General features: G+C 64.2%; 14 protein-coding genes. 10 read left to right on the top strand and 4 right to left on the bottom strand.

The annotated features are described in order from the left end of the window. Positions 1-175: SufE family protein (locus G1E_RS29670; protein WP_256220450.1), on the top strand; the 175-nt coding region annotated here is incomplete at its 5' end. 71 nt (positions 176-246) lie between these two features. On the opposite strand, the gene tcdA is transcribed toward G1E_RS29670, so the two are convergent. Beyond that, the gene (gene tcdA / locus G1E_RS18600) at positions 247-1,056 is read right to left on the bottom strand and encodes a tRNA cyclic N6-threonylcarbamoyladenosine(37) synthase TcdA (RefSeq protein ID WP_009686964.1); all 810 of its coding nucleotides are present in this window, start codon (positions 1,054-1,056) and stop codon (positions 247-249) included. Between the two features lie 119 nt (positions 1,057-1,175). On the opposite strand from tcdA, the gene G1E_RS18595 reads away from it, so the two are divergent. From G1E_RS18595 to G1E_RS18580, 4 genes are all read left to right on the top strand, one after another. After that, the gene (locus tag G1E_RS18595; RefSeq protein WP_009686965.1) at positions 1,176-3,767 is read left to right on the top strand and encodes a glycosyltransferase; all 2,592 of its coding nucleotides are present in this window, start codon (positions 1,176-1,178) and stop codon (positions 3,765-3,767) included. 94 nt (positions 3,768-3,861) lie between these two features. Then, positions 3,862-5,013 carry a succinyl-diaminopimelate desuccinylase gene (gene dapE / locus G1E_RS18590; RefSeq protein ID WP_009686966.1) on the top strand — a complete coding sequence of 384 codons (1,152 nt, stop codon included), beginning with the start codon at positions 3,862-3,864 and terminating at the stop codon, positions 5,011-5,013. Next, a complete protein-coding gene (locus G1E_RS18585; RefSeq protein WP_047150000.1) occupies positions 5,013-5,825 on the top strand; it encodes a putative RNA methyltransferase in 813 nt (270 codons plus the stop codon). The genes dapE and G1E_RS18585 overlap by 1 nt, the downstream gene beginning before the upstream one ends. A 17-nt stretch (positions 5,826-5,842) precedes the next feature. Further along, entirely contained in the window at positions 5,843-6,220 is a 378-nt protein-coding gene (locus tag G1E_RS18580) for a hypothetical protein (RefSeq protein ID WP_009686969.1), read from the top strand. 90 nt (positions 6,221-6,310) lie between these two features. On the opposite strand, the gene G1E_RS18575 is transcribed toward G1E_RS18580, so the two are convergent. Beyond that, complete coding sequence (locus G1E_RS18575; protein ID WP_003252255.1) at positions 6,311-6,520, bottom strand: cold-shock protein; 210 nt, start codon at positions 6,518-6,520, stop codon at positions 6,311-6,313. Positions 6,521-6,753: 233 nt separating this feature from the next. Between G1E_RS18575 and plsB the strand changes: the two genes are divergently transcribed. The 5 genes from plsB to G1E_RS18550 all read left to right on the top strand — a co-directional run bounded on the left by plsB (position 6,754) and on the right by G1E_RS18550 (position 11,402). Continuing rightward, positions 6,754-9,240 carry a glycerol-3-phosphate 1-O-acyltransferase PlsB gene (plsB, locus tag G1E_RS18570; RefSeq protein ID WP_009686970.1) on the top strand — a complete coding sequence of 829 codons (2,487 nt, stop codon included), beginning with the start codon at positions 6,754-6,756 and terminating at the stop codon, positions 9,238-9,240. A 72-nt stretch (positions 9,241-9,312) separates the two neighbouring features. Beyond that, positions 9,313-9,672: a YbaY family lipoprotein gene (locus G1E_RS18565; RefSeq protein WP_009686971.1), complete on the top strand. Its 360-nt coding sequence runs from the start codon at positions 9,313-9,315 to the stop codon at positions 9,670-9,672. A 66-nt stretch (positions 9,673-9,738) separates the two neighbouring features. Beyond that, on the top strand, positions 9,739-10,137 hold the full coding sequence (locus G1E_RS18560; protein ID WP_009686972.1) for a YbaY family lipoprotein: 399 nt from the start codon (positions 9,739-9,741) through the stop codon (positions 10,135-10,137). Between the two features lie 33 nt (positions 10,138-10,170). Continuing rightward, positions 10,171-10,857, top strand: coding sequence for a DUF4197 domain-containing protein (locus G1E_RS18555; protein ID WP_009686973.1), 687 nt, complete (start codon positions 10,171-10,173; stop codon positions 10,855-10,857). 143 nt (positions 10,858-11,000) lie between these two features. Beyond that, entirely contained in the window at positions 11,001-11,402 is a 402-nt protein-coding gene (locus tag G1E_RS18550) for a hypothetical protein (protein ID WP_009686974.1), read from the top strand. 57 nt (positions 11,403-11,459) lie between these two features. On the opposite strand, the gene G1E_RS18545 is transcribed toward G1E_RS18550, so the two are convergent. Continuing rightward, complete coding sequence (locus tag G1E_RS18545; protein ID WP_009686975.1) at positions 11,460-14,516, bottom strand: efflux RND transporter permease subunit; 3,057 nt, start codon at positions 14,514-14,516, stop codon at positions 11,460-11,462. A 6-nt stretch (positions 14,517-14,522) separates the two neighbouring features. Next, the coding region (locus G1E_RS18540; protein ID WP_047149999.1) for an efflux RND transporter periplasmic adaptor subunit at positions 14,523-15,553 on the bottom strand (1,031 nt) is incomplete at its 5' end.

The raw sequence follows: 15,553 nt of genomic DNA, 5'->3' as shown, positions 1-15,553 counted from the left end.
GCTGCTGGCCTTGTTGCTGGTGCGGGTGCAGGGTTTGACCAGCGGTGAACTGCTGGCGCTCGACCTGCGGGGTTGGTTCAGCCAGCTGGGGCTGGAGCGCCAGCTGTCGCCATCGCGCAGCAATGGGCTGCATGCGGTGTTGCAGCGCATGGCAGAGCTGGTGGTCAAACGTTAACTGGGGTGGGGGCCAACATCGTCGGGGGCGCTGCGCGCCCCATCGCGACACGAGGCCGCTCCTACAGGGATTTACACGGGCTTGACCCGCTCCGATGGCCGTCGCGCACCGGCCACCAGTTTCTCTATCGCCTTGCTCGCCGCCACCATGCCAAAGGTGGCGGTCACCATCATCACCGCGCCAAAGCCGCCGGCACAATCCAGCCGCACGCCTTCGCCAACGAAGCTTTTCTGCAGGCACACGCTGCCATCGCCTTTGGGGTAACGCAGCTGCTCACTGGAAAACACACACGGCACGCCATAGTTGCGGCTGACATTGCGCGAGAAGTTGTAGTCACGCCGCAACGTGGAGCGGACCCGCGAGGCCAGCGGATCGTTGAAGGTCTTGTTGAGGTCGGCGATCTGGATCTGCGTGGGGTCGATCTGCCCGCCGGCCCCCCCGGTGGTGACGATGGCGATCTTGCGCCGGCGGCACCAGGCGATCAGCGCGGCCTTGGCCATGACGCTGTCGATGCAGTCGATCACGCAGTCCAGGTGTTCGGTGATGTACTCGACCATGGTGTCGCGGGTGACGAAATCGGCGACTGCATGCACCGTGCAGGCCGGGTTGATCGCCCGCAGGCGCTCGGCCATGACCTCGACCTTGGGGCGCCCCACCTGCCCTTCCAGGGCGTGGGCCTGGCGGTTGGTGTTGCTGACGCAGACATCGTCCAGGTCGAACAGGGTGATTTCGCCCACGCCACTGCGCGCCAGCGCTTCGGCCACCCACGAACCCACCCCGCCAATCCCGACCACCGCCACATGGGCCTGGCCCAGGCGTTGCAGGCCTTGATCGCCGTACAGCCGGGCAACGCCGGCGAAGCGTGGATCTTCTGTACTCATGTTCATACCCTAAAAAACCGGCGCGCATTATATGCCAGCGAGCCCAAGGCCTGCACCGTTAGGAAATGGACTACTAACCCTGCTTTAATGTCCTATCACTTCGACAGAAATGGACGACAATGTCTTCACGTAAATTCGGCCTGAACCTGGTTGTGGTGCTGGCCATCGCTGCGTTGTTCACCGGCTTCTGGGCGCTGATCAATCGCCCGGTTTCCGCGCCCGCCTGGCCAGAACAAATCTCTGGCTTCTCGTATTCGCCGTTCCGCCTGGGTGAAAGCCCGCAAAAGGGCCAGTACCCCAGTGACGAAGAAATGCGTCAAGACCTGGAACAACTGAGCAAACTGACCGACAGCATCCGCATTTACACCGTGGAAGGCACCCAGGCAGACATCCCACGGCTGGCCGAGGAGTTCGGCCTGCGGGTGACACTGGGCATCTGGATCAGCCCCGACCTCGAACGCAACGAGCGGGAAATTGCCACCGCCATCGAGTTGGCCAATACCTCGCGCAGCGTGGTGCGCGTAGTGGTGGGTAACGAGGCGCTGTTCCGCGAAGAAGTGACACCGGAAAACCTCATCAAGTACTTGGACAGGGTGCGTGCCGCGGTCAAGGTCCCGGTAACCACCAGTGAGCAATGGCATATCTGGAAGGAACACCCGGAGCTGGCCAGGCACGTCGACCTGATTGCCGCGCACATCCTGCCTTACTGGGAATTCGTGCCGATGAAAGACTCGGTGGAGTTCGTGCTCGACCGTGCCCGCGAGCTGAAGCAGCAGTTCCCGCGCAAGCCGCTGTTGCTGTCGGAGGTCGGCTGGCCGAGCAATGGCCGCATGCGCGGGGGTGCCGATGCCACCCAGGCCGATCAGGCCATCTACCTGCGCACCTTGGTCAACACGCTCAACCGCCGTGGCTACAACTATTTTGTCATCGAAGCCTATGACCAGCCTTGGAAGGCCAGTGACGAAGGCTCGGTAGGCGCTTACTGGGGCGTTTACAACGCGGAGCGCCAGCAGAAGTTCAACTTCGAGGGGCCCGTGGTGGCGATTCCGCAGTGGCGCGCCCTGGCGGTCGCGTCGGTGGTGCTGGCCATGATCGCGCTGATGGTGCTGTTCATCGACGGCTCGGCCTTGCGCCAACGCGGCCGGACCTTCCTGACGTTCATCACCTTCCTGTGCGGGTCGGTGCTGGTGTGGATCGCCTACGACTACAGCCAGCAATACAGCACCTGGTTCAGCCTGACCGTCGGCGTGTTGCTGGCGCTCGGCGCATTGGGGGTGTTCATCGTGCTGCTCACCGAAGCGCATGAACTGGCCGAGGCGGTGTGGATCCACAAGCGCCGCCGCGAGTTCCTGCCGGTACAGGCCGACAGCGCCTACCGGCCCAAGGTGTCGGTGCATGTACCGTGCTACAACGAGCCGCCAGAAATGGTCAAGCAGACCCTCGACGCCCTGGCCGCGCTGGATTACCCCGATTATGAAGTGCTGGTGATCGACAACAACACCAAGGACCCGGCCGTGTGGGAACCGCTCAAGGCCCATTGCGAAAAGCTCGGCGAACGGTTCAAGTTCTTCCACGTCGCGCCCTTGGCTGGCTTCAAGGGTGGCGCGCTGAACTACCTGATCCCGCACACCGCGCCAGACGCCGAAGTGATCGCGGTGATCGACTCGGACTACTGCGTCGACCGCAACTGGCTCAAGCACATGGTGCCGCACTTCGCCGACCCGAAAATTGCCGTGGTGCAGTCGCCGCAGGACTACCGCGACCAACACGAAAGTGCATTCAAGAAGCTGTGCTACAGCGAATACAAGGGCTTCTTCCACATCGGCATGGTCACCCGCAACGACCGTGACGCGATCATCCAGCATGGCACCATGACCATGACCCGGCGCAGGGTGCTGCAAGAACTGGGCTGGGCCGAGTGGTGTATCTGCGAGGACGCCGAACTGGGCCTGCGTGTGTTCGAAAAGGGCCTGTCGGCCGCTTATGCCCACAACAGTTATGGCCAGGGCTTGATGCCCGACACGTTCATCGATTTCAAGAAACAGCGCTTCCGCTGGGCATACGGTGCCATCCAGATCATCAAGCACCACGCCGGCGCCCTGCTGCGCGGCACGGGTAGCCAGCTGACGCGCGGCCAGCGCTACCACTTCCTGGCCGGCTGGCTGCCCTGGATCGCCGATGGCATGAACATTTTCTTCACCATCGGGGCGCTGCTGTGGTCGGCCGCGATGATCATCGTGCCGCACCGGGTCGACCCGCCACTGATGATTTTCGCCATCCCGCCGCTGGCGCTGTTCTTCTTCAAGGTCGGCAAGATCCTGTTCCTCTACCGGCGTGCGGTGGGGGTGAACATGAAGGATGCCTTCGCGGCGGCGCTGGCGGGGCTGGCGCTGTCGCATACCATCGCCAAAGCGGTGCTGTACGGGTTCTTCACCAGCAGCATGCCGTTCATCCGCACGCCAAAGCATGCCGACAGCCATGGTTTGCTGGTGGCGATTGCCGAGGCGCGCGAGGAACTGTTCATCATGCTGCTGTTGTGGGGCGCAGCGCTGGGTATCTACCTGGTGCAGGGGCTGCCGAGCTCGGACATGCGCTTCTGGATGGCCATGCTGCTGGTGCAGTCGTTGCCGTACGTGGCGGCACTCGTGATGGCGCTGCTGTCGTCGCTGCCCAAGCCTGCGCACAAGGCTGCCGAGGCGCAACAGGCTTGAGATGTTGGGGGCGCTTGGCGCCCCTTTCGCGACTGGTTTGCTATAAGATAACGCCCCTCAGATTTCCCCGCCTTGCCTTGCCCCGGAGTTCCCCATGACGGCCCCTGCCGAGCTCTCGCCTACCCTTCAACTGGCCTGCGACCTGATCCGTCGCCCCTCCGTCACCCCCGTCGACGCCGATTGCCAGGCGCAAATGATGAACCGCCTCGGCGCCGTGGGCTTCCAGCTCGAGCCGATGCGCATCGAAGACGTCGACAATTTCTGGGCGACCCATGGCCAGCAGGAAGGCCCGGTACTGTGCTTCGCCGGCCACACCGACGTGGTGCCCACCGGCCCGGTGCAGCAATGGCAATATGAACCGTTCGATGCGCTGATCGACGCCGACGGCATGCTCTGCGGCCGCGGCGCAGCCGACATGAAAGGCAGCCTGGCCTGCATGGTGGTTGCCAGCGAACGCTTCGTGCAGGATTACCCCGACCACCGCGGCAAGGTCGCCTTCCTGATCACCAGCGATGAGGAAGGCCCGGCCCACTACGGCACCAAGGCTGTGGTCGAACGCCTCAAAGCACGTAACCAGCGCCTGGACTGGTGCATCGTCGGCGAACCGTCCAGCACCACCCTGCTGGGTGACGTGGTCAAGAACGGCCGCCGTGGCTCGCTGGGCGCCAAGCTGACCGTGCGCGGCAAACAGGGCCATGTGGCCTACCCGCACCTGGCGCGCAACCCCATTCACCTGGCCGCACCGGCCCTGGCGGAGCTGGCAGCCGAGCACTGGGACGAAGGCAATGCATTCTTCCCGCCGACCAGCTTCCAGATCTCCAACCTCAACTCCGGCACCGGTGCCACCAATGTGGTCCCGGGCGAGCTGACTGCGCTGTTCAATTTCCGGTTCTCCACCGAGTCCACCGTCGAAGGCCTGCAGGCGCGGGTGTCGGCGATCCTCGACAAGCACGAACTGGACTGGTCGATCGACTGGGCGCTGTCAGGCCTGCCGTTCCTCACCGAGCCGGGCGAGCTGCTGGGTGCCATTTCGGCCAGCATCAAAGGTGTCACCGGCCGCGACACCCAACCGTCGACCAGCGGCGGCACGTCCGATGGCCGCTTCATCGCCACCCTGGGCACCCAGGTGGTCGAGCTGGGCCCGGTCAACGCCACCATCCACCAGGTGGACGAGCGGATTCTGGCCAGCGACCTCGACCTGCTGACAGAAATCTACTACCAGACCCTGGTCCGGTTGCTCGCCTGATGCTTGCCTGCCCCCTTTGCCAGGCGCCGCTGGCGCAAGTCGACAACGGCGTGGCCTGCCCGGCAGGCCACCGCTTCGACCGGGCCCGCCAGGGCTACCTGAACCTGCTGCCGGTGCAGCACAAGAACAGCCGTGACCCGGGTGACAACCAGGCCATGGTCGAGGCGCGTCGCGACTTTCTCGACGGCGGCCACTACGCGCCGGTGGCCCAGCGCCTGGCCGAACTGGCCGCCGAGCGCCAGCCCGGTGCCTGGCTGGACATTGGCTGCGGCGAGGGTTACTACACCGCGCAGTTGGCCCAGGCCCTGCCCGCGGCCGACGGTTACGCCCTGGATATCTCCCGCGAGGCGGTCAAGCGTGCCTGCCGCCGCGCACCGGCTGTCACCTGGATGGTCGCCAGCATGGCCCGCGTGCCGCTGGCCGATGCCAGCTGCCAGTTCATCGCCAGCGTATTCAGCCCGCTGGACTGGGCCGAAGCCAAACGCCTGCTCAGCCCCGGCGGTGGCCTGATGCGGGTAGGCCCGACCAGCGGCCACCTGATGGAACTGCGTGAAGTGCTCTACGATGAAGTACGCCCTTACGCCGACGACAAGCACCTGGCCCTGGTCCCCGAGGGCATGGTCCATGCCCACAGCGAAACCCTGGCGTTGCGCCTGAGCCTGGCAGCCCCCAAGGCCCGCGCCGACCTGCTGGCCATGACCCCACACGGCTGGCGCGCCAGCGCCGAAAAACGTGCACGGGTAATCGACCAGCCCGAGCCGTTCGAGGTAACGGTTTCCATGCGTTATGACTATTTTGTGCGCCAAGACTGAGCACACCCGGAGCCCTTATGCGCCAACCTGATATCGAGATCTACCTGAAGGACGCCGACGTCGACCACAAACAGATTGCCGGGTGGCTTGCCCAGGCGATCGGCCCGTGCAGCGAATGGAAGCAGAAAGGCCAGACCTTCAAATGCCAGGCCGGTAACATTCCGGTCACTTGGTTACCGAAGGCTGTAGGGAAATGGAACAGCCTGTACCTGGAAAGCGACCAGACCCCCTGGGCCGACGATATTGCCTGCGCCCGCGCTGCATTCGCCGCACTGGGGGTGGAAGTACGCTGCGCACCGGGTGGCTGGGTCGAGGAAGACGGCGAGGAGGATGCCGACCGCTGGGTCCGCATCAGCGCCGACGGCGAAGAGGAAATCACCTGGCGTACGTCTTGAGCTTGAAGCTTCAAGCTGCAAGTTTCAAGAAGGCTCGCATCAGGCTGCAAGTACACGGTCACTTGCAGCTTGAAGCTTATAGCTTAAGGCTCAGAGGCCTACCACGTCTTCGGCTTGCAGGCCTTTCTGGCCCTGCACGCAGGCGTATTCCACCCGCTGCCCTTCAACCAGGGTACGATGCCCCTCACCGCGAATCGCCCGATAGTGGACGAATACATCCGCACCACCTTCGCGCTGAATGAAGCCATAACCCTTGGCATCGTTGAACCACTTTACATTCCCAGTTTCACGAGACGACATCTGTACTACTCCGGTTTTTTATTGTGAAGATCGCCGTGCAGGCATGGGCGTACCTGCCCCGTGCCAACGCCGCTTGCCGAAATAACCTGCAAGTGGCAGGCCGAGTATATGCCACAGCACAAAAAAAATTGATGACGGTCCCGCTGTTGGCCGATTTTTGCTGAACTTACGCACATACGGCAGACTAATTAACTGGATACTCACCTGAACATCACACCCAGGGCACACACCCCATGACCCGTTCCCCCCTGCGCCGCCTGATTTTCGGCGCCCTGCGTCGCCTGTTGTACCTGTGGGTGCGCTCCGAAACCATCAACCAGTCGGCCATGTCGTTGAACCTGGACCGCAGCCGGCCAGTGATCTACGCCTTGCCTACCCCGGCGCTCACCGACCTGGTCGTACTCGACCACGAGTGCACCAAGGCAGGGCTGCCGCGCCCGGTGCTGCCGGTAACGGTCGGTCCGCTGCAGGAACCCGCTGCGTTCTTCTACCTGACCCCCGACCCCGACTGGCTGGGCCGCCAGGACAAGCGTGGCGCCCCGCCCACCCTCGAGCGCCTGGTAGCTGCCGTTACCCAGCATGCCGAGGAAGATGCGCAGATCATTCCAGTCAGCGTGTTCTGGGGCCAGACCCCGGCCAGCGAGTCCAGCCCGTGGAAACTGCTGTTTGCCGACAGTTGGGCAGTGACCGGGCGTTTGCGGCGGCTGCTGACCGTACTGATACTCGGGCGCAAGACCCGCGTGCAGTTCTCTGCCCCCATCCACCTGCGCGAACTGGTGCAGCACAACAAAGGCCACGAACGCACCGTGCGCATGGCCCAGCGCCTGATGCGCGTGCATTTTCGCAACCTCAAGACCGCGGTCATCGGCCCCGACCTTTCGCACCGCCGCAACCTGGTCAAGGGGCTGGTTCATGCACCGCTGGTGCGCCAGGCCATCGCCGAGGAGGCGCAGCGCGAAAACCTGCCGCTGGCCAAGGCCGAAGCCCAGGCCTTGCGCTACGGCAACGAGATTGCCTCTGACTACACCTACACTGCCATCCGCTTCCTGGAGGTGGTGCTCAGCTGGTTCTGGAACAAGATCTACGACGGCATCAAGGTCAACCACATCGAGCAGGTGCAGGGCATCGCGCCCGGCCACGAAGTGATCTACGTGCCCTGCCACCGCAGCCATATCGACTACCTGCTGCTGTCGTACCTGCTGTTCCGCAACGGCCTCACGCCACCCCACGTGGCCGCGGGCATCAACCTCAACATGCCGGTGGTCGGCAACCTGCTGCGCCGTGGCGGGGCGTTCTTCATGCGCCGCACCTTCAAGGGCAACCCCCTGTATACCGCGGTATTCAACGAATACCTGCACACCCTGTTCACCAAGGGGTTCCCGGTGGAGTACTTCGTCGAAGGCGGCCGTTCCCGTACCGGGCGCATGCTGCAACCGCGCACCGGGATGCTGGCCATTACCCTGCGCAGCTTCCTGCGTTCGTCGCGCACGCCCATCGTGTTCGTGCCGGTCTACATCGGCTATGAACGCGTGCTAGAAGGCCGCACCTACCTGGGCGAGCTGCGCGGTGCCAGCAAGAAGAAAGAGTCGGTATTCGATATCTTCAAGGTGTTCGGCGCGCTGAGGCAGCGCTTTGGCCAGGTGTCGGTCAACTTTGGCGAGCCGATCCGCCTGGCCGGCTTCCTCGACGAGCAACAACCCGGCTGGCGTGAGCAGGAGCATGGCCCGCAATACCGCCCGGATTGGCTCAATGCCACTACCCATCGCCTGGGTGAGACCGTGGCCCGCCACCTCAACGAGGCGGCGGCCATCAACCCGGTCAACCTGGTGGCCATGGCATTGCTATCCACCAGCCGCCTGGCCCTGGATGAACGCGCCCTGGTCCGCGTGCTCGACCTGTACCTGGCCCTGCTGCGCCAGGTGCCCTACTCGCCGCACATCACCCTGCCCGAGGGTGACGGCCAGGCCTTGATCCAACACGTGCGCGGCATGAACCTGGTCGCCGAGCAGAAGGACGCCCTGGGCCGCATCCTGTACCTGGATGAAGGCAATGCGGTGCTGATGACCTACTACCGCAACAACGTGCTGCACATCTTCGCCCTGCCGGCGCTGCTGGCCAGCTTCTTCCTCAGCAGCTCGCGCATGAGCCGCGAACTGTTGGGGCAGTATGTGCACGCGCTGTACCCGTATTTGCAGGCCGAACTGTTCCTGCGCTGGGCGCCGCAGCAATTGGACGACGTTATCGACCAGTGGCTGGCGGCGCTGGTCGAGCAAGGCCTGCTGCGCCAGGACAACGACATCTATGTGCGCCCGCCGCCCAGCTCGCGGCAGTTCGTGCTGCTGACCCTGCTGGCCCGCACAATCACCCAGACGCTGCAGCGTTTCTACATGGCCACATCCCTGCTGCTCAACAGTGGGCAGAACAGCCTCAGCGCCGAAGCGCTGGAAGACCTGTGCGTGATGATGGCCCAGCGCCTGTCGATCCTGCATGGCCTGAACGCCCCAGAGTTTTTCGACAAGACGCTGTTCCGCCACTTCATCCAGACCTTGCTCCAGCAAGGCGTGCTGCATGCCGATACCCAAGGCAAGCTGGGTTACCACGACAAGCTCGGCGAACTGGCCGAGGGCGTGGCCAAGCGCGTGCTGTCGGCCGAGCTGCGCCTGTCCATCCGCCAGGTGGCGCTGCATCGCGACGAGCCTTCAGAGGTGGTGCAAGGGTAGCTTTTCTGTCTGCCGCCAGGCCTTGAGAGGGGACAGCATCGCCGTGCTTTCCCCCTCTCAAGGAGCATCACCATGAACCAGATCAAATCGATCGACGTCGAAATCGTTTGTTCCAGCGACAACTACCTGCCAGCCTCCGCCCAGGTGCTACTGAGCCTGCTCGACGTGTCCCGTGCCGACGCGCCGGCCGTCAGCCAGGCCGAGCTGCGCCTTCAGTGCGCCGGTGTACTGCCGATCAAGCTGCAACTGGCCTGCGACCTCAGCCAGCTCGACCCGCGCGGTAGCTACGTGCTGGCCGTGCGCATCGAGCAGAACGGGCAACTGCAGTTCATCAACACCACCCATCACGCCGTAAACCCTCACACCTTGTCTGGCACCGAACGCGTGGTGGTCGATAACGTGGCGACGCCCCCGGTCGTGCTCCATGATTGATTAGGGAAAATCCGCTAAAGTCCCTGGGGTTGGCCACAAGCCGGCTCCAAGGACAACGGAGATTCCATGAAAAAGCTCTTTATGCTGTGTTGCGCATCCCTGCTCGCAGCCTGCTCCAGCCAAACCCCGCCCGCCCAGGCCAGCCTGGATGGCGAAGTCTTCTACCTGCAGCGCATTGCCCTGCCCCCGGCCGCCACCCTGAGCGTCGAACTGCAGGACGTGTCGTTGCTGGACGCCCCGGCAGTGACCCTGGCCCGCCAGGCCGGCCCGGTCAAAGGCAACGTGCCGCTGCAGTTCCACCTCACCTACGATCCGCGCCAGGTCAAACCCGGCCACCGCTATGCGCTGAGCGCGCGCATCGAGCTGGGCGGCAAACTGCTGTTCATCAATACCGAACACCATGGCGTGCTGCTCGACGGCTCCGACCCGCAACCCGTGCGCGTCAAGCTCGACCAGGTTCGCTGATACCCGTATTCATCTGTTTACAAGGAACGCTTCATGATCCGCACTTCCCTGCGCTTCACCATCCTGTGCGCCGGCCTGCTGCTGTCGGCCAGCGCGCTGGCCCTGTCGCTGGGCGACCTGAGCCAGAAGGACGCCACCGGCGGCCTGAAAGATGCCCTCACCCAAGGCGCGCAACTGGCGGTCAAGCAACTGAGCACCCCAGGCGGCTTCAGCAACAACCCGGACGTGCGTATCGAACTGCCGGGCAACCTGGGCAAGGCCGCCAAAGCGATGAAGATGTTCGGCAAGGGCGAACAGGTCGAAGCCCTGGAAGCCAGCATGAACAAGGCCGCCGAAAAGGCCGTGCCGCAGGCTCAGGCGATTCTGGTAGACGCCGTGAAGAACATGAGCGTGACCGACGCCAAGGGCATTCTCAGCGGCGGTGACGACTCCGCCACCCAGTACCTGAACAAGAGCAGCCGCGAGCAGATTCGGGCCAAGTTCCTGCCGGTCGTCAAGCAGGCCACCGACCAGGTTGGCGTGGCTCAGCAGTACAACGCCTTCGCCGCGCAGGCCAAAGGCCTGGGGCTGGTCAAGGATGACGCCAACATCGAGAACTACGTGACCGAGAAGGCGCTGGACGGCCTGTTCGAGATGATCGGCAAGCAAGAGCAGAACATTCGCCAGAACCCGGCCGCCGCAGCTACCAGCCTGGCCAAGAAGGTCTTCGGCACGCTCTGATAACGCGTGGTGCCACAGCAGCGGTCTGCGTGAACCCGCGCGGCCGCTGCCTCTGCGTCGTTTTGGCTGTACCGCCTTTCCCCGCTCCCTCGGCCAACAGCAAGGTGCAGGATGGCGGCTCTTTTCGACGAGGAGTTTCCGTTATGCCCTCCACCCCACATTTCCAGATCTTCATCGACTGCGAAAGCCAAGACCGGATAACACCGGACGCTTCGGCGAGTTACGTATTGGTCCTGAGTGAAAAACTGGAGGGCTTCGGCGCTGCCAAAGGCAGCTCCGTCCTGCAGCCCGTGCTTACCCTCGAGCAGCAAGGCGAACTGGCGCTGCCCCAGACCTTCAGTTTCATGATCGATGGGGCAACGCTCAAGGAAGGCCATGCTTACCAGGTGAGCCTGCGCTACCAGGCCACCAACGGTAGCCCGCACGGCAAGCGCCTGGCCTGGAAAGAGACTTTCGTCGCTCAGGACCAAGCCCGTATTGCACCTGCCGCCGTCAGCGGCCATGGCCCGTGCAAAGGCCGCACCAACAGCTGCCTGAGCTGGTAAGGGCCGGCGCCTTCAACACCCAGGGCGCAAGCTGCCTGCACGCTCGCGCCTGGGTCTTCAACGCTGCTTTACCCTGAACCAGGCCGCGTACAACGCCGGCAGGAACAACAACGTCAGCACAGTGGCCACGATCAGGCCACCCATGATCGCGACCGCCATCGGCCCGTAGAACACGCTACGCGACAGCGGGATCATGGCCAGCACCGCGGCCAGCGCGGTCAGCACGATCGGCCGGAAGCGCCGCACCGTGGCCTCGATGATCGCTTGCCAGCGGTCCATCCCTGCCGCAATGTCCTGCTCGATCTGGTCAACCAGAATCACCGAATTGCGCATGATCATCCCCGCCAGGGCAATGGTGCCGAGCATGGCGACAAAGCCGAACGGCTGGCGGAACACCAGCAGGAACAGGGTCACGCCGATCAACCCCAACGGCGCGGTCAGGAACACCATCAGCGTGCGTGAGAAGCTGCGCAGCTGGATCATCAGCAAGCTCAACACCACCACGATGAACAGCGGCATGCCAGCGTTCACCGATTTCTGCCCGCGTTCGGCATCTTCCACCGTGCCGCCCACTTCCAACAGGTAACCGTCGGGCAGCTTGGCGCGGATGCCCTGCAAGGATGGCAGAATCTGCTTCACCAGTGTCGCAGGTTGCGCCTTGTCGTAGATGTCTGCCCGCACGGTCACCGTCGGCAGGCGGTTACGGTGCCAGATGATGCCCTCCTCGAAGCCATACTCCAGGGTCGCGACCTGCGACAGCGCCACGCTCTGGCCGTTGTCGGTCGGCAACGCCAGGCTGCCCAGGTTGCCCAGCTCGCTGCGCTCCTGCAGCGTACCGCGCAGCAGTATCTCGATCAGCTCGTTGTCTTCGCGGTACTGGCTGGCGGTGGTGCCGGTCAGCGAACTTTGCAGGAAACTCGCCAGGTGCGCGGTGCTCACGCCCAGCGCACGGGCACGGTCCTGGTCGATGCTCAGAAACACCGCCTTGCTCGGTTCCTCCCAGTCCAGGTGCACATTCACCACATGCGGGTTCTCGCGTACCTTGGCCGCCACCTCACGGGCCAGTGCCCGCGCCTTCTCGATATGCTCGCCCGTGACGCGGAACTGCACCGGGTAACCCACGGGCGGGCCGTTTTCCAGGCGGGTGACCCGGGCGCGCAACTCGGGGAACTGCTGGTCCACCGTGGCGATCAGCCAGCTGCGCAGGCGCTCGCGGTCGTCCATCGACTTGGCCAGTACCACGAACTGGGCGAAGCTGGCGGCCGGCAGTTGCTGGTCCAGCGGCAGGTAGAAGCGCGGCGAACCGGTGCCCACGTAGGCCACATAGTTGTCGATGCCATCCTGCTGCGCGAGCAGCACCTCCATTTGCTTGACGCGCTCGGCGGTATTGGCCAGCGATGCACCTTCGGCCAGCTTCAGGTCGACCATCAGTTCCGGGCGCCCGGACGCCGGGAAGAACTGCTGGGGCACGAAGCGGAACAGCAGGAGGCTGCCGATGAAGGCCGCGATGGTCAGCAGGATCACCGTTTTGCGGCGCCGTACACACCACGCCACAACCCGCCGCACACGCTGGTAGAACGGCGTGGCATAAGGGTCTGGCGCCTGGCCATGACGGGCCGCGTGCAGCCGGGCCAGGTCGGGCAGCAGGCGCTCGCCCAGGTAAGGCACGAACACCACGGCGACCAGCCACGATGCCAGCAAGGCAATGGCCACCACCTGGAAGATCGAGCGGGTGTATTCGCCGGTGCTGGAGGCCGCCGTAGCGATGGGCAAAAAGCCCGCTGCGGTGATCAGGGTGCCGGTGAGCATCGGGAAGGCCGTGCTGCTCCAGGCGTAACTGGCCGCCTTGAGGCGGTCGTAGCCCTGCTCCATCTTGATCGCCATCATTTCCACGGCAATGATCGCATCGTCTACCAGCAAGCCCAGGGCCAGTACCAGCGCCCCCAGCGAAATCTTGTGCAGGCCGATGCCAAAGTAATGCATGGCCGCGAAGGTCATGGCCAGCACCAGGGGGATGGCCAGCGCCACCACCAGGCCGGTCCGCAGGCCCAGGGAGAAGAAGCTGACCAGCAGCACGATGACCAGCGCCTCGGCCAGCACCTGCACGAACTCGCCCACACCGGCCTTGACCGCCGCGGGCTGGTCCGAGACCTTGCGCAACTCCATGCCGGCCGGCAGGTTGTGCGCCAGGCGTTCGAACTCGCTTTCCAGCGCCTTGCCCAGCACCAGGATGTCGCCGCCATCCTTCATCGACACCGCCAGGCCAATGGCCTCTTCGCCCATGAAGCGCATGCGCGGTGCGGGTGGGTCATTGAAGCCACGGTACACTTCGGCGACATCGCCAATGCGGAAGGTGCGGTCGCCCACCCGAATCGGGAACTGGCGAATCTGCTCGACGCTGTCGAAGCGACCACTTACCCGCAGTTGCAGGCGCTCGCTGGGGGTTTCGAAGAAGCCGGCGGTGCTGACCGCATTCTGTTCGCGCAGGGCGTTCTGCACCGCTTGCAGCGGCACCCCCAGGGTAGCCAGCTTGAGGTTGGACAGTTCGATCCAGACTTTCTCGTCCTGCAAGCCGATCAGCTCGACCTTGCCCACGTCCTTGACCCGCTGCAGCTGGATCTGGATCCGGTCGGCATAGTCCTTGAGCACGGCGTAGTCGAAGCCCTTGCCGGTCAGTGCATAGATATTGCCGAAGGTAGTGCCGAATTCGTCGTTGAAGAAGGGGCCCTGGATTTCCGGCGGCAAGGTATGGCGAATGTCCGCGACCTTCTTGCGGATCTGATACCACAGCTCGGGAATGTCCTTGGAGTGCAGCGAGTCGCGGGCCATGAACGTGACCTGCGATTCGCCAGGCCGGGAAAACGAGACAATCCGCTCGTACTCACCGGTTTCCATCAGCTTTTTCTCGATGCGCTCGGTTACCTGGCGCGCCACTTCCTCGGCCGTGGCACCGGGCCACAGGGTACGAATGACCATGGCCTTGAAGGTGAACGGCGGGTCTTCGCTCTGGCCCAGCTTGGTGTAGGACATGGCGCCAATGGCCGCCAGCAGGATCATCAGGAACAGGACGATCTGGCGGTTGCGCAGCGCCCAGGCAGAAAGGTTGAAACCCATCGGGACTTACTCCTTGGCCGTCAGGTTCACTACGCGGTTGCTGCGGTCGACGGGGCGTACCTGCTGCCCCTCACGCAATACATGGCCACCGGCGGCCACCACCCAGTCATCGGCGGCCAGCCCATCGAGCACGGGCACGCTATCGTTGCCGTACGCACCCAGGCGCACCACGGCCCGCTCCAGGCGGCTGTCCTTGTTCACCCGCCAGACATAGGCCTGGCCGTCTTCGGCGGTGACCGCCGACAGCGGTACAGACAATGGGATCAGGCCTTCGGTAGCAATGAATACCCGGGCGCTCTGGCCCAGTTCGGCCGGGGCAGCCGACGTGGTGAAGGCGATGCGGGCGGCGAAGGTGCGCGAGCGCGGATCGGCCGCGGGTGACAGCTCGCGGATGCGCCCCTGGAAGCGCGCCTGCGGGTGCGACCACAGCTCCACACTCACCGGTTGGCCGATGGCGACCCGGGCGAACTGCTGCTCTGGCAGGGCGATGGCCACCTCGCGCTCACCATCGGCGGCGAGGGTGAAGGCGGTTTGCCCAGCGGCAACCACCTGGCCCACTTCCACGTGGCGCTTGGCAATCACCCCGGCCTGGGGCGCACGCAATACGGCATAGGCTGCCTGGTTCCCGGCCACGTCGAACTGCGCCTTGGCCTGCTTCAGGCGGGCCAGGCCGGCACGGTAGAGGTTTTCGGCATTGTCATATTGAGAATGGCTGACCATTTGCCGGTCCAGCAGCTTCTGGTAGCGATCACGCTCGGTGCGCACCAGTGCCAGGTTGGCTTCGGCGGCGGCCAGTTGTGCGCGGTTAGCTTCCAGTTGCAGGCGTACGTCCTGCGGGTCCAGCTCGGCCAGCGGCTGCTCGGCCTTGACCCGCTGCCCTTCTTCGACCAGCCGCTTGCTGACCTTGCCGGCAATACGGAACGCCAGTTCCGGCTCGAAGCGCGCACGCACCTCACCGGGGTAACTGGCGGCCCCCGCTTCGGCTGGCTGCGGCTGCACCACCAACGCCGGGCGCGGGGCGGCGGGGGCGGCGGCTT

Source organism: Pseudomonas sp. TJI-51 (genome assembly GCF_000190455.2).
Lineage (GTDB): Bacteria > Pseudomonadota > Gammaproteobacteria > Pseudomonadales > Pseudomonadaceae > Aquipseudomonas > Aquipseudomonas juntendi.
This window is presented reverse-complemented; position numbering and strand designations above follow the sequence as displayed.

Excerpts from the sequence above, each read along its gene's own strand:
- tcdA (WP_009686964.1), bottom strand. The coding sequence starts at position 1,056 with ATGAGTACAGAAGATCCACGCTTCGCCGGCGTTGCCCGGCTGTACGGC.
- G1E_RS18595 (WP_009686965.1), top strand. The coding sequence starts at position 1,176 with ATGTCTTCACGTAAATTCGGCCTGAACCTGGTTGTGGTGCTGGCCATC.
- dapE (WP_009686966.1), top strand. The coding sequence starts at position 3,862 with ATGACGGCCCCTGCCGAGCTCTCGCCTACCCTTCAACTGGCCTGCGAC.
- G1E_RS18585 (WP_047150000.1), top strand. The coding sequence starts at position 5,013 with ATGCTTGCCTGCCCCCTTTGCCAGGCGCCGCTGGCGCAAGTCGACAAC.
- G1E_RS18580 (WP_009686969.1), top strand. The coding sequence starts at position 5,843 with ATGCGCCAACCTGATATCGAGATCTACCTGAAGGACGCCGACGTCGAC.
- G1E_RS18575 (WP_003252255.1), bottom strand. The coding sequence starts at position 6,520 with ATGTCGTCTCGTGAAACTGGGAATGTAAAGTGGTTCAACGATGCCAAG.
- plsB (WP_009686970.1), top strand. The coding sequence starts at position 6,754 with ATGACCCGTTCCCCCCTGCGCCGCCTGATTTTCGGCGCCCTGCGTCGC.
- G1E_RS18565 (WP_009686971.1), top strand. The coding sequence starts at position 9,313 with ATGAACCAGATCAAATCGATCGACGTCGAAATCGTTTGTTCCAGCGAC.
- G1E_RS18560 (WP_009686972.1), top strand. The coding sequence starts at position 9,739 with ATGAAAAAGCTCTTTATGCTGTGTTGCGCATCCCTGCTCGCAGCCTGC.
- G1E_RS18555 (WP_009686973.1), top strand. The coding sequence starts at position 10,171 with ATGATCCGCACTTCCCTGCGCTTCACCATCCTGTGCGCCGGCCTGCTG.
- G1E_RS18550 (WP_009686974.1), top strand. The coding sequence starts at position 11,001 with ATGCCCTCCACCCCACATTTCCAGATCTTCATCGACTGCGAAAGCCAA.
- G1E_RS18545 (WP_009686975.1), bottom strand. The coding sequence starts at position 14,516 with ATGGGTTTCAACCTTTCTGCCTGGGCGCTGCGCAACCGCCAGATCGTC.